The sequence below is a fragment of the Cyanobium sp. NIVA-CYA 375 genome, assembly GCF_056108345.1.
On record NZ_JBSYHW010000069.1, the window covers coordinates 1 to 12,365 of the forward strand.

The following is a 12,365-nucleotide window of genomic DNA, read 5'->3' on the forward strand; positions in this document are numbered from 1 at the left end:
CTGTGGCGGTGCCGGTGGTTGTACCAATCCACACATGCAGCTACCCATTCGCATGAACGTCCCGACACCCGATGGCACAGTCGTACGAGACTTTATGCACGTCTGTGATCTTGCTGCCGCTCATATCAGTGCCTTAAATTATCTTCTAGCTGGCGGCTGCAGCACGGCATTTAACCTGGGCACCGGAACTGGCTATTCATTGCTGGAAGTTATTCACGCCGTTGAACGCATCACCCAGACAGAGGTAAGCTTACAAGACGTTGGACGCCGCGAAAACGAGCCCGCCTGGAGAATCTGCGATGCCAGCAAAGCTCGGGAGATACTGCAGTGGGTGCCCCACTATTCAAGCCTCGACGTAATTGTGGTCTGAGCTGCCGCAGCGCCGGCGTTGAGCATGCAACAACCGCATCAGGACACACTCCAGGCCCTGGGGGCGGAAGTAAGCCACCTCGATCAAAACCGCCTGAAAGTGCAGTGGGCCCATTGTGAGGAAACCTGGCTGCAATGTGGCCCTGACCCGAGAAAGAACGAGCCACGAGCATCCCGAATCATTCAACGATCCGCGTGGACCATCGCCAGTGCGACATCTTTCACCTGGTGGGCACAGATGTGGAACATGTAGAGCTGCGTGTAGCCTCCGAATCCCAGGATAGCCCAAACAAGAAACCGCAAATTGCCCCCTATATGATGAAAAATGCCTTCAATCCTGGGGACTGAGCACAGGCACCTCAACTGATCGATCGGCACTGGCCCGGTTCAGCTCGCGCTCTAAGCAGAAGATGCGTTTCTCTCGCAGACAGTATTTGCATCCACCAGTGGTTTGCAGATGCTTCTCGGGGGTGATGGAAATCTCCTTAACCGGATGGGCAGTACAGCGGATCTTGATTGGGGTCTTGTAGCTCTTGTAAACGATGGCTGAATAGTCATATTGCCCCCCGAAACGGGATCGGGCCCGCTCTAGGAATAGCTCAAAACTGATTGGGTTTCCCATCACTAGGCCCCGACCAGATCAGACAGGTGTGGGAATGATATTGAGTTTTGCCCAAGAAGCCTACGCTCCACTCAAGAGCGTCACGATGCGTGACAGGCCAGGATGCTTAATGGTGCGTGATGCAGTGGAAAACCGGTGGATTCCGAGGGCGGCTGACCTGACTTTCTAAAATCAAAGGGAGCGCCATGAGGGGAGTGGTGATCAGGCAGGGAGTAATCCCTGCTTTTTTATGGCGGTCAAAAGCCTGCGGTGCGAATCTGAATGCCTGCAAACCAAGCAAGCCCGCCATGGCCCCCGAGAGTCCCCAGCGTCCGCCCTGGCTGAACTGGATATTCCTGCTGGCGTTCCTATGGAGCTCCTACCAGCTGGCTGGACTCTGGTTTGCGCGCCTAAATGGTTAGGGGTATTGGTTAGGCACAAAGAACTGCTCGTTGCGGGGCGAATGAACCTCGCCTTTAGGGGGCTTGCGGGTTTGAGTGGCTCTGGCCTGCTCGATTTGCTGCCTTTATCCGTTTTCTTGTGTTTGCCCATAGTTGACAATCTCCGGAGCTAGCCGCGGCGGCTGGGCTGGGGCCACAGGGCTCGCACCAGACGGACAATCCCCGCAACCACCAAGCCCAGAGCAGCAATGGCCGCAAGCACTAGCAACACCACAGCCAGCAACTGCACCAGCCCCCAAAGGGCCTGCTGCGCCCCGCCGATCAAGTTGGCCAAGGCGGTGCTCAGCAGCAAGAACGTATCGAAGCGGTCTGGCAACTGCAGTAAGGCCAGTAGCAGCCCAGCGCCAGCGGCACCGAGCAGCAGGGCGACACCGGCCTGACGCCAGCGAGCAGGACGGTTGCGGCGGCGAAACACCCGTCGTGTCGATGCACCGGTGGTGGGCAGCTGCAGGGCTCGGCGACGGGGGGAGGTCATACCTCGAGGTCGTAACCGGCGCCACGCATCCAGCGCTCGAATTCCATCAGCACCAACTCGTTAGGGCAGTCGATCAAGGAGAGTTCTGCCACGGTGCAATCCCCCTGCCCCCCGTGGTGGAGAGAGAGGCGAAAGTTCTCGCCACTGAGTCCGCAAACCTCCGGATCACTGCGCACAACCAAATCAAGGGAGGCTCCCAGCCGGGCTACCCGAATCCGCAATTCCGACCAGGTCATCGTCGCCATGGCTCCAATGTCCCATCTAGTCAGGCCCGTCCAAGTTTGACCAGATCGCCGGTTACGTCAATAGCTGATCGGTAGATAGCGCAGACCTCGCTAGCTGGGACATCAGAACGGCGAGCTCAGGGCTGCGGCGGGACCGGGGCTGCTCCCTTAGCCGGCTCGGCGGCAGCTGGCCGCTGTGACGGGTCGAGACCAGGCTTGGGATCTGGTATCAGCAGCCCCAGTCCTGAGGCCACGGCCACAGCCAGCAACCCTGCCAGCGGTGCTGCAAGGCGCTGGGCAAGGGGGCGGCGCTCCAGCAGCTCACGGCCCTTGAGGGGCAGGGGCGGCGGTAGCTCCAGGGGCAGCTGCAGCCGCGAGTCGAGGCGCAACTGATCGAGCACCCGCACGAGGTCGGCAAGCTCGGCATCGTCGAGCTTGAGCTGCATTGGGGGAGTGTCGGGCTGGCTACTACGCAACAACAGGGCATGGCCGCCCTCGGGCTGCGGACCTATCTCCACTGGCTCGGGCTCGGCGCCAAAGCGACGCGGCACGCCACTGATCAGGTAGCGGGCATAGGGCAGCACAACCTGCATCAGGGCCAGCAAATGCTCCTTGCGGCCCTCAATTTCGGGGCGGCCGACCCAGGCCAGGCTCCAGCCCGTGATGATGCCGATGCTCTGACCACTCTGGCCGACCGACACATCCGGCAAACCCTCCACCTTGAGGCGGCAGCTGAGTTGGTCGAACTGAAGTACTTGCTTCATGGCAGGCTCACGTGCTGGGTCATGGCTGGGCATCCAACAGGCTGGCGCGCAGCCGCTCAAAACCACCCACACCGGCGCCCAGGGCCAGGGCCTGGATCAGCAGCCGCGACTGGCGGGCACCCTCCTCGGGATCGAGCAACAGTTGCACGCCACCACGGCGGAGGTTCATGCGCTGGCGCACCAGATCGGCCAGGCGACTGCGGAATAGGTTCCAACGCTCGCTGAGCACTTGCGGTGGCTCGGCGCTGGAGAGCAGGCCGCGCAGCAGGGGGTAGAGGCGGTCGGCCAAGGCGCAAAGAATGCGGATCAGGGCGTCGGTTTCAGCTGGCTCTAGACCCTCGCGGCGAGTGTTGCGGCGCAGGGGGTTGGTGCAGCGGCGTTTCCACAGTTCCACCCGGTTGGGGAAGAGGTTGGTGAAGCCCATCTGCTCGCTCATCCACACCATTGCCTCACCGCCGTTGAGGTCGAGAGCCTCGGCGCTGAGCAACAGCAGGTCGAGGCGTTCGAGGCCGCGGCGGGGAAGCCGGGGGGCCGATTCGGGAGCGAATGAATCCAGGGGCATGGCTGCGATGATGCCAGTAAGTGCACCCAACCGTCACGTTCATGGCCCCAGACCTGCGGGAATTCGTGCGCGATGTGCCTGATTTTCCCAAGCCCGGCATCCTGTTTCGCGACCTCACACCGCTGATGCGCGACCCGGAGGGCTGGCAGGAGGTAATCCGTCAGCTGAGCGCCGTCTGCGAGCGGCTGCAGCCAGATCTGATCGTGGGCATTGAGTCGCGGGGCTTCATCGTGGGCACCGCCCTTGCCACCGCCGTGCGATTGGGTTTTGTGCCAGTGCGCAAGCCCGGCAAGCTGCCCGGGGAAGTTACGGGGGTGGACTACGCCCTCGAATACGGCAGCGACCGGCTGGAAATCCACAGCGATGCCCTGGCCGATGGCTCCAAGGTGCTGATCATTGACGATCTGCTGGCCACCGGCGGCACCGCGGCGGCCTGCGCCGAGCTGGTGGCTGCAGCTGGTGGTGAGCTGTGCGGCTTCGGCTTCGTGGCCGAACTGGCGGCCCTGGAAGGGCGCCGCAAGCTGCCTGAAGATCAGCCCGTCGAGTCGCTGATCATCTACTCCTGAGCCTGCCAACTCAGCAGGGCATCGAACTGCTCCAGGCTGATCAGCCCGAAGCGCCACAGCACCACCGGCAGGGGGGCCTGCTCCTGCTGGGCCTGGCGCAATCCCAGGGCCAGGGCGCTCTCACTGAGGCCAAACTGATGGCGCAGCAGACGCAGCAGCGCCGCTGAAGGTGGCGGCTGGGAACTGGTGCTGATCACCATGCTGACGGCCCCGGATAGCCCATGCTTATCAGCCCTTAAGCAGCTGACAAGGGCCATCGGTCATGGCGGACAGGCTCAGCTGGCGCAGGGGAGCAAGCTTGGCCAGCAGCAGCAGGGCCAGGTGGCGCAGGGGCAGCAGTAGGGGCGTGCGATTTGAGAACAGCCGCACCAGCAAATCGGTAGCCAGCAGGGTGAGCAGCAAATCCGGCCAACGACGCCTTGCATAGGCCGCCGGTAAGCGGTGCACCGCCAGCCGCCCAGCCGCTGCCCGCTGGGCCAGGCGATGCAGGGTGGCCACATCGCGCCAGCAGAGGTTTAGCCCCTGGCCGCCCACTGGATGGCAGCGGTGACCGCTCTCCCCCACCAGCACCGTGTGGCCGCGGTGCAGGCGCCGGGCCAGCAGCAGGGCCACCGGGAAGGCGCGCGGATCGTCGAGCAGGGCATCGGGCTGCAGCTGGTCTGGCAAGGCACCGGCCAGGGCATCAAGGAAGGCTGAATCGCCGAGGCTTTCAAGCTGGCGGCAGCGCTGGGCTGGGGCACTCCAAACCAGCTGAAACACACCAGCGCCTAGGGGCAGCACCGCAAAGGGCCCCTCGGGCCGCAGCAGCTCCCAGGCCTGGTCGTCGGCGCTGCCGCGGAGTTGAACCAGGGCGGTGAGGCAGTTTTGGCGATAGGCCCACTGCAACACGCCGATGCCGAGGGCCTCGCGACTGGGGGAGTGGGGCCCGTCGGCCGCCACGATCAGGTCGGGCGGCGGCTGCTTGGGTGCGACATGCGGCGGCGGCGTGCCCAACTCCAAGGTGATGGCGGGATGGGCGCTCAGGCGCTCCAGCAGCAGGGTCATCAGCGGCCGGTGCTGACCCACCCAGCCCACGGCCGCCGCCGGTGCCGCCGCCCGCCGCGAGCCCAGATCCGCCAAGCAGAAAGGCACCTGGCGCTGGGTGGCCAGATCAAGTAGCTGCAGGGAGCGGAAGGGCACCAGCACCGCCTGCACAGCTGGCCACAGCCCCAGCTGCTCCAGCAGGCGCTGGCTGGAATGGGTGAAGGCGTAGGCGCGGCTGCGCTCGAGCAGCATGGCAGCGGGCAGGGGATCGCTGATCTGCACCTGCCAGCCAGCGTCAGCCAGGGCAAGGGCCGTTAGGGCACCGGTGGGGCCCGCCCCATTCACCAGGGCCCTCAGAACCGGTTTGGACTCGACCATGGCGATGGCGGATCAGCCCGGGGATCGGGCACAAAAAAGCCGCAGCCATAAAGCTGCGGCAATTGGTGTAGCAAAGGCTCAGGCCGGGGCGAGAGCCGGAAGATCAGCCGATGCCAAGCAGGCCGCGGGTGAAGGACTCACCACCCAGGGCGAATTCAGTGGCAAGCAGGGCGATGAAGCCGAGCATGGCCATACGGCCATTGAGCTTCTCGGCGCGCTCGTGGAAGCCCCAGCCGCTTTCGGTTGAAACAACTTCCATGCGGGGCTCGGTGGCGAAGGCGTTGAGGCGACCGCCGTCTTCTGTAGTAACGGTGGCGCCGCGGATGGTGGCAGCTTCGATCGAGGGGGTGGTCTGAGTCATGGATGCCTGACGGGTGCTTGAGAGAAGTGTAACGCAATATTGCAGCTTGTAACTGCGGCTCCGGGAAAATGCTTCACCTGGCTCAGCGGAACCGCTTCAGGCAGAGCTCCTCGAAGGCCGGTCGCAGCAGAAAAGGGTATTCGCCAACCCAAAGCTTGAGCTGGGGCAACCAGGCATCGCTAATGGCCCCCACCTGCGAGAAATCCTTGCGCTCACTCAGCACCAACACCCGCACAACCATGCCGGCACGAATCTGCTGGTGCTTCTTTTCAAAGGGGAAGCGCACCTTGCCGAGATAGCCCTCCTCGTCCTCCAGCTCGAGGGTGAGCCAGGTGCGTCGGTTTTCCACCAGCTCCAGGCGGCCGTCGTTGTTGGCCTGTTCGCGGCGCTGCTCCACGATTTCGCGGGTGTAAAGGTCAGCGATCTGGCCTTCAAACAGGGCTGCGGCCGGATAACGGCGCAAGGTGGAATTTTTCTGGCCCGCCTCAAGGATCGGTCCCCAGAGCAGGTAGAGGGCAAACACAAAGCCCACCACCAGGAAGACCGGGCCGAACTGGCTGGAAAACAACAGGGTCTGGCTGATTAGCAAGGCAATCACCGCGCCGATCACCGAGATCAGCACCCGCTGCAGCACCTTGCGGGGATTACCAGTGCAAGCATTGAACTGGGGGCCAGTGGCCACAGCCGGGATCAGCCGCAGCAGCTCGCCGGGGCGCAGGGGAAGCAGCATCAGATCAGCCGCTCCAGTCCGTAAACAAGGCCGTTCAGCTGGCGCACCTTGCGCACAGTGAGCAGCACGCCGGGCATGTAGGCGGAGCGCTCGATCGTGTCGTGGCGCAGGGTGTAGGTCTCGCCGGGAGCACCAAACATCACCTCTTGATGGGCCACCAGCCCCGGTAAGCGAATCGAGTGCAGGCGCAGGCCGCTGTCGCGCAGGCCGCCGCGGCAGCCGGCCAGGGTTTCGTGCTCTTGCACCTGCTGGGGGTTGAAGGATTTACCCAGCTCCTCGATCAGCTCGGCGGTTTTGATGCAGGTGCCGCTGGGGGCATCGGCCTTGCGGTTGTGGTGCAGTTCGGTGAGCTCGGCGAAGTCGTAGAAGCGGGCGGCGGCGGCCGCCGCCTGCTGCAGCAGCACCATGCCAACTGAAAAATTGGGGATCACGGCACCGCCCACCGAAGCCTTATCGGCAAAGCCGGCCAGATCAGCCAGCTGCCCGGGCGAGAGGCCCGTAGTGCCTATCACTGGGTGCACGCCGTAGGCGATCGCGGCGCGGGTGTGCTCGTAGACCACCGAGGGGTGGGTGAAATCCACCAGCACCGCAGCCCCGCCCTGCCGTGCCGCCTGGCTGGCTTGGCATAGGGCCCCTTCGAAGTCGCTGGTGATCGCCAGCTCCAATTCGCCTAGGCCGAGCTCCAAGCCCAGATCAGCCCCCTCTTTGTCAGGGGTGGTGTCGATGGCGGCCACCAGGGTGCAATCGGGGGCCGCAAGCACGGCCCGCACCACCTCGGCGCCCATGCGGCCCAGGGCACCGGCCACCACCACGGGGATGGTTGCCCCAGAGGCAGGATCGGGTGCAGGAGCCATGGTGTTCTGGAAGCGCTGGCAGCGAGCCTATGCGGGGCATGCGGGGCCATACCTCGCATCAAGGCTGATACATCCGTAGATTCGCCCATAACCCTTCATCCGCGCGCATGTTCACGCAGGTTCGCTCCACCAACCGCCGCGTTACGCCCGGCGACGTGAACGGCCGGGCCGTGATGAAGGCCGTTTATGTGGTGCTCGAACCCCAGTACCAAAACGCCCTTACCCAGGCCGCCAACTCGCTCAATGCCCAGAACGGCCCCCTGGCGATCGAGCTGAGCGGCTACCTGATTGAGGAATTGCGCGACCCCCAAAATTACGCCGATTTCCAGGCCGATGTGGCAGCGGCTGATGTGTTCATCGCCTCGCTAATTTTCATTGAAGATTTGGCCCAGAAGGTGGTGGAAGCGGTTGCTCCCCACCGTGATCGGCTTAAGGCAGCCGTGGTGTTCCCCTCCATGCCGGAGGTGATGCGACTGAACAAGCTCGGCACCTTCTCGATGGCCCAGCTGGGCCAAAGCAAAAGTGCCATTGCAAGCTTCATGAAGAAGCGCAAGGAGGCAGGCGGCGCTGGCTTCCAAGACGCGATGTTGAAGCTGCTCAACACCTTGCCGACGGTTCTGAAATACCTGCCGGTGGAAAAGGCGCAAGACGCGCGTTCTTTCATGCTGAGCTTTCAATATTGGCTAGGCGGAACGCCAGACAACCTCAGGAATTTTCTGTTGATGCTGGCCGACAAGTACGTCTTTCCCCGAGGTGGCTCCGGAGAAGCGGCTGACCGCGCTGCGGTGTTTGTCGCCGAGCCCGAGGTATTCCCCGACCTGGGTATCTGGCACCCGCTGGCACCGGGGATGTTCGAAGACCTCAAGGAATATTTGAATTGGAATTCCAGCCGCGGCGACCTCAGCGAGCAGGCCCGCAAGGGTCCGGTGATCGGCCTAGTGCTGCAGCGCAGCCACATCGTCACCGGCGATGAAGCTCACTACGTGGCGATCATTCAGGAACTGGAATATCGCGGCGCCACCGTAATTCCTGTGTTCTGTGGCGGGCTCGATTTCACCAAGCCGGTGAATGCCTTCTTCTTCGATCCGCTCAACCCTGACGCGCCATTGGTTGATGGGGTGGTGTCACTCACCGGCTTCGCCCTGGTGGGTGGACCAGCCCGGCAGGACCATCCCAAGGCTATTGAGGTATTGAAAAAGCTGAATCGCCCTTACATGGTGGCGTTGCCGTTGGTGTTCCAAACCACCCAGGAGTGGGAGGAGAGCGATCTAGGTCTGCACCCAGTGCAGGTGGCCCTGCAAATAGCCATCCCCGAACTAGACGGCGCCATTGAGCCAATAGTGCTCAGCGGCCGCGACGATGCCACCGGCAAGGCCCACACCCTGCAGGACCGGGTGGAAGCAATAGCCGAGCGGGCTATTCGTTGGGCCTCATTGCGGGTCAAGCCGCGGGCCGAGAAGAAGCTGGCGATCACCGTGTTCAGCTTCCCCCCAGACAAGGGCAACGTCGGCACAGCTGCCTATCTGGATGTGTTCGGTTCGATCTTCCGGGTGCTCGAGGAGATGCAGGTCAAGGGCTACGACGTGCAAAACATGCCGCGGGATTCCAAGGCGCTGATGGAGGCTGTGATCAACGACCCCGAGGCTCTCCAGGGAGCCCCGGAGCTGGCGATCGCCCACCGGATGAGCGTGGAGGAATACGAGCGGCTCACCCCCTATTCCGAGCGGCTTGAAGAAAACTGGGGCAAGCCCCCCGGCAACCTGAACAGCGACGGCACCAACCTGCTGATCTACGGCCGCCACTTCGGCAACGTATTTGTAGGCGTCCAGCCCACCTTTGGCTACGAGGGCGACCCGATGCGGCTGCTCTATTCGCGCAGTGCCAGCCCCCACCATGGCTTTGCCGCTTACTACACCTATTTGGAGAAGGTGTGGCAGGCCGATGCGGTGCTGCACTTCGGCACCCACGGCTCGTTGGAGTTCATGCCCGGCAAGCAGATGGGCATGAGCGAAACCTGCTACCCCGATTCCCTGATCGGCGCCTTACCAAATCTTTATTACTACGCCGCCAACAATCCGAGCGAAGCCACCATCGCCAAGCGACGGGGCTATGCCTCCACGATCAGCTACCTCACTCCACCAGCCGAAAACGCCGGCCTGTATCGGGGCCTCAAGGAGCTGGGCGAGCTGGTTGGCAGCTACCAGCAGCTGCGTGAAAGCAGCCGGGGCGTGCAGATCGTCAACGCGATCGTGGAAACAGCGCGCCAATGCAATCTCGATAAGGACGTCTCCATACCAGAGCTAGATGCCTCAGAGATCGGCCTCGACGGTCGCGATGGCGTAGTGGGTGCGGTGTATCGCCAGCTGATGGAGATCGAAAGCCGGCTACTGCCCTGCGGCCTGCACACGATCGGCAAGCCACCTACCGCCGAGGAGGCAATCGCAACCCTGGTGAATATTGCGGCGCTCGAGCGCGAGGAAGATGGGTTGCGCTCCCTGCCGGCACTGCTAGCCGAGAGTCGGGGCCGCACGATTGCCGACATCTACAAGGGCAACGACGACGGCGTACTAACCGATGTGGAGCTCAATCGCACGATCACCGAGGTGTGTCGCGCGGCGGTAGGCGCCATGGTGAAGGCAGTAACCGGAGCCGATGGCAGGGTAACCCTGCGTCAAAACTTCGCTTGGTTGTTTGCGTTGTTAGAGCAATTTGGCTTCCAGCTGCCCAGCCCCTGGCTGAGCGCCTGCCGCAGCGCCGGCTTCTCTGGGCTTGATCAAGCCGAGCTCGACAAGTTGTTTAGCTATCTGCGCTTCTGCCTTGAGCAGATCTGCGCCGATATGGAGATGCAGAGCCTACTTAAGGCCCTCGATGGCGAATACGTGCTGCCTGGCCCAGGCGGCGACCCGATTCGCAACCCCGGCGTGCTGCCCAGCGGCAAGAACATCCACGCCCTCGATCCCCAGTCGATCCCCACCCGCGCTGCAATCGCTGCCGCCAAGGTGGTGGTGGACCGGCTAATCGAGCGCCAAAAGGCTGAGCAAGGTGCCTGGCCCGAAACGATCGCCTGCGTGCTCTGGGGCACTGACAACATCAAAACCTATGGCGAATCTCTGGCCCAGATTCTCTGGTTTATCGGCGTGCGGCCGGTGGCCGACTCCCTTGGCCGGGTCAACAAGCTCGAGCTGATCTCCCTAGAAGAGCTGGGCCGGCCCCGCATCGACGTTGTAGTGAATTGTAGCGGCGTATTCCGTGACCTCTTCATCAACCAGATGGGCCTGATCGATCAAGGCGTCAAGATGGCAGCTGAGGCCGATGAGCCCCTTGATATGAACTTCGTGCGCCGTCACGCCCTGGAGCAGGCGGCGGCCCAAGGCGTTTCGCTGAGGGATGCGGCTACGCGGGTGTTCTCCAATGCCAGCGGCAGCTACAGCTCCAACGTCAACCTGGCGGTGGAAAACAGCACCTGGGAGGAGGAGAACGAGCTGCAGGAGATGTACCTTTCCCGCAAAACATTTGCCTTCAACGCAGACAACCCGGGCGAGATGAATCAGAACCGCGAAGTGTTCGAATCAGCCATGAAGACGGCCGATGTGACCTTCCAAAATCTGGATTCCGCCGAAATCTCACTCACCGATGTGAGCCACTACTTCGATTCCGACCCCACCAAGCTGATCGCGGGCCTGCGCGATGACGGCAAGGCTCCTGCTAGCTACATCGCCGACACCACCACTGCCAACGCCCAGGTGCGCAGCTTGAGCGAAACCATTCGCCTCGATTCACGCACCAAGCTGCTTAACCCCAAGTGGTATGAGGGCATGCTTAATAGCGGCTACGAGGGGGTGCGAGAGGTAGCCAAACGACTCAACTTCACCTTGGGTTGGAGTGCCACCAGCGGCGCGGTGGACAACTTTGTGTATGAGGATGCCAATGACACCTTCATCAACGACCCGGAGATGCGCAAGCGGCTGATGGAGCTCAACCCCCACAGTTTCCGCCGCATCGTGGGCACCCTGCTGGAAGTCAATGGCCGTGGCTACTGGGAAACCAGCGATGAAAATATCGCTCAGTTGCAGGAGATCTATCAGGAGATCGAAGACCGGATTGAAGGTGTTGCTCAATAATCAGAGCGCAACTACTGCTATTAAATTGAATCACGAATAACCAAAAAGCAAAGTAAGTGCACAATCAGAAAGACACTTTAGTGATTCGCATCCAAATCTCTTTTATAGCAGGGCTATTTCAGCACCATAAGATTTTTTAATTTTAGTAAGTTTTTCTGTTCGCGAACACTAGGCCACATGATTTGAATCCTCTAAAGCCCCTGACTGGGGAGCAGCTGATATGGGGCGGACCTGCCACAAAATCTTTTATTTACAGTAGGTGAATGAAAATAGACTGAGTAGCCAAGTGAGAATCCCAGTGGCTTCAGTCGAGAACAAAACCGACAAAAGATTTCAAGAAAACGAAAATGAATTTGAAAGACATAAAACCGCAAAGTACAGCCTTGAAGGCTTGCTCACGAAGATGCAGGGCAGAGAAAAGTTAAAAATACGATTAAGGCAGGTTGCGGGAATCTGCATGCTTGGCCTTGCAGCAAGTGCTTTTACAATGATCAGCCTACGCCGCACAGCCGCAGAAGCTTATATCACAGGAGATGTAATTCATATAAGAAGTCCCATGCAGGGAAAAGTTGCGAGCGAACCACTTGGAACTGGTGAAATGTTTAATGCAGGACAAGTCTTAGTCAGAGTGACAGCCAGTAGGAGCGAAGAAACCAAGCAAGAATCCACTTTGATTGCATTAGAAAGGATCAACAGTGAAATCTTAGCAATTGAGACTCAGCTATACAACCTAACTCAAGCAAATATTGCACGGTTACGGAATGATGTTCAAACAGGTGGAAAGGAACTTCAAGATCTTGAAGGGATGGAAAGACGCTACCAACAACAAGAGAAGCGATATCGTCAGTTAGTCAAAATGGGGGCTCTTGACCCTGA

13 protein-coding genes and 1 pseudogene are annotated in these 12,365 nt (G+C 61.1%); 4 read left to right on the forward strand and 10 right to left on the reverse strand.

Annotated features, from left to right (window positions below):
* Positions 1-370, forward strand: a pseudogene (locus AC01FP_RS13780) (hypothetical protein); the annotation flags it as partial.
* Positions 371-700: 330 nt separating this feature from the next.
* On the opposite strand, the gene AC01FP_RS13785 reads toward AC01FP_RS13780, so the two are convergent.
* The 5 genes from AC01FP_RS13785 to AC01FP_RS13805 form a co-directional block, all read right to left on the reverse strand.
* Complete coding sequence (locus AC01FP_RS13785) at positions 701-991, reverse strand: hypothetical protein (protein ID WP_474481012.1); 291 nt, start codon at positions 989-991, stop codon at positions 701-703.
* Positions 992-1,540: 549 nt separating this feature from the next.
* On the reverse strand, positions 1,541-1,906 hold the full coding sequence (locus AC01FP_RS13790; RefSeq protein ID WP_474481013.1) for a hypothetical protein: 366 nt from the start codon (positions 1,904-1,906) through the stop codon (positions 1,541-1,543).
* Positions 1,903-2,151: a hypothetical protein gene (locus AC01FP_RS13795; RefSeq protein ID WP_474481014.1), complete on the reverse strand. Its 249-nt coding sequence runs from the start codon at positions 2,149-2,151 to the stop codon at positions 1,903-1,905. Before AC01FP_RS13795 ends, AC01FP_RS13790 begins: the two co-directional genes overlap by 4 nt.
* A gap of 116 nt (positions 2,152-2,267) precedes the next feature.
* Positions 2,268-2,894, reverse strand: coding sequence for a DUF4335 domain-containing protein (locus tag AC01FP_RS13800; protein WP_474481016.1), 627 nt, complete (start codon positions 2,892-2,894; stop codon positions 2,268-2,270).
* Positions 2,895-2,913: 19 nt separating this feature from the next.
* Complete coding sequence (locus tag AC01FP_RS13805) at positions 2,914-3,456, reverse strand: DUF3038 domain-containing protein (protein WP_474481018.1); 543 nt, start codon at positions 3,454-3,456, stop codon at positions 2,914-2,916.
* A gap of 41 nt (positions 3,457-3,497) precedes the next feature.
* Between AC01FP_RS13805 and AC01FP_RS13810 the strand changes: the two genes are divergently transcribed.
* Positions 3,498-4,022 carry an adenine phosphoribosyltransferase gene (locus AC01FP_RS13810; RefSeq protein WP_474481029.1) on the forward strand — a complete coding sequence of 175 codons (525 nt, stop codon included), beginning with the start codon at positions 3,498-3,500 and terminating at the stop codon, positions 4,020-4,022.
* On the opposite strand, the gene AC01FP_RS13815 is transcribed toward AC01FP_RS13810, so the two are convergent.
* From AC01FP_RS13815 to dapB, 5 genes are all read right to left on the reverse strand, one after another.
* Positions 4,013-4,222, reverse strand: a complete 210-nt coding sequence (locus AC01FP_RS13815) for a DUF2949 domain-containing protein (RefSeq protein WP_254936162.1) — start codon at positions 4,220-4,222, stop codon at positions 4,013-4,015. The genes AC01FP_RS13810 and AC01FP_RS13815 overlap by 10 nt on opposite strands.
* Before the next feature lie 28 nt (positions 4,223-4,250).
* Positions 4,251-5,423 (reverse strand): FAD-dependent monooxygenase, encoded by a 1,173-nt coding sequence (locus AC01FP_RS13820; protein WP_474481020.1) that lies wholly within the window; start codon positions 5,421-5,423, stop codon positions 4,251-4,253.
* A 103-nt stretch (positions 5,424-5,526) separates the two neighbouring features.
* Positions 5,527-5,784, reverse strand: a complete 258-nt coding sequence (locus AC01FP_RS13825) for a high light inducible protein (protein WP_094559328.1) — start codon at positions 5,782-5,784, stop codon at positions 5,527-5,529.
* An 82-nt stretch (positions 5,785-5,866) separates the two neighbouring features.
* Positions 5,867-6,514: a hypothetical protein gene (locus AC01FP_RS13830; RefSeq protein WP_474481022.1), complete on the reverse strand. Its 648-nt coding sequence runs from the start codon at positions 6,512-6,514 to the stop codon at positions 5,867-5,869.
* On the reverse strand, positions 6,514-7,368 hold the full coding sequence (gene dapB / locus AC01FP_RS13835) for a 4-hydroxy-tetrahydrodipicolinate reductase (protein ID WP_474481023.1): 855 nt from the start codon (positions 7,366-7,368) through the stop codon (positions 6,514-6,516). The genes AC01FP_RS13830 and dapB overlap by 1 nt, the downstream gene beginning before the upstream one ends.
* 107 nt (positions 7,369-7,475) lie before the next feature.
* Between dapB and AC01FP_RS13840 the strand changes: the two genes are divergently transcribed.
* Together AC01FP_RS13840 and AC01FP_RS13845 are read left to right on the forward strand one after the other, a co-directional pair.
* On the forward strand, positions 7,476-11,489 hold the full coding sequence (locus tag AC01FP_RS13840; protein WP_474481025.1) for a magnesium chelatase subunit H: 4,014 nt from the start codon (positions 7,476-7,478) through the stop codon (positions 11,487-11,489).
* A gap of 298 nt (positions 11,490-11,787) precedes the next feature.
* Positions 11,788-12,365 (forward strand): HlyD family secretion protein (locus AC01FP_RS13845; RefSeq protein ID WP_474481027.1); only part of this gene is annotated, 578 nt, incomplete at its 3' end.

Coding starts and splice junctions, on each gene's coding strand:
- AC01FP_RS13815 (WP_254936162.1), bottom strand. CDS start 4,222: ATGGTGATCAGCACCAGTTCCCAGCCGCCACCTTCAGCGGCGCTGCTG.
- AC01FP_RS13795 (WP_474481014.1), bottom strand. CDS start 2,151: ATGGCGACGATGACCTGGTCGGAATTGCGGATTCGGGTAGCCCGGCTG.
- AC01FP_RS13790 (WP_474481013.1), bottom strand. CDS start 1,906: ATGACCTCCCCCCGTCGCCGAGCCCTGCAGCTGCCCACCACCGGTGCA.
- AC01FP_RS13805 (WP_474481018.1), bottom strand. CDS start 3,456: ATGCCCCTGGATTCATTCGCTCCCGAATCGGCCCCCCGGCTTCCCCGC.
- AC01FP_RS13820 (WP_474481020.1), bottom strand. CDS start 5,423: ATGGTCGAGTCCAAACCGGTTCTGAGGGCCCTGGTGAATGGGGCGGGC.
- AC01FP_RS13785 (WP_474481012.1), bottom strand. CDS start 991: ATGGGAAACCCAATCAGTTTTGAGCTATTCCTAGAGCGGGCCCGATCC.
- AC01FP_RS13830 (WP_474481022.1), bottom strand. CDS start 6,514: ATGCTGCTTCCCCTGCGCCCCGGCGAGCTGCTGCGGCTGATCCCGGCT.
- AC01FP_RS13840 (WP_474481025.1), top strand. CDS start 7,476: ATGTTCACGCAGGTTCGCTCCACCAACCGCCGCGTTACGCCCGGCGAC.
- dapB (WP_474481023.1), bottom strand. CDS start 7,368: ATGGCTCCTGCACCCGATCCTGCCTCTGGGGCAACCATCCCCGTGGTG.
- AC01FP_RS13800 (WP_474481016.1), bottom strand. CDS start 2,894: ATGAAGCAAGTACTTCAGTTCGACCAACTCAGCTGCCGCCTCAAGGTG.
- AC01FP_RS13810 (WP_474481029.1), top strand. CDS start 3,498: ATGGCCCCAGACCTGCGGGAATTCGTGCGCGATGTGCCTGATTTTCCC.
- AC01FP_RS13825 (WP_094559328.1), bottom strand. CDS start 5,784: ATGACTCAGACCACCCCCTCGATCGAAGCTGCCACCATCCGCGGCGCC.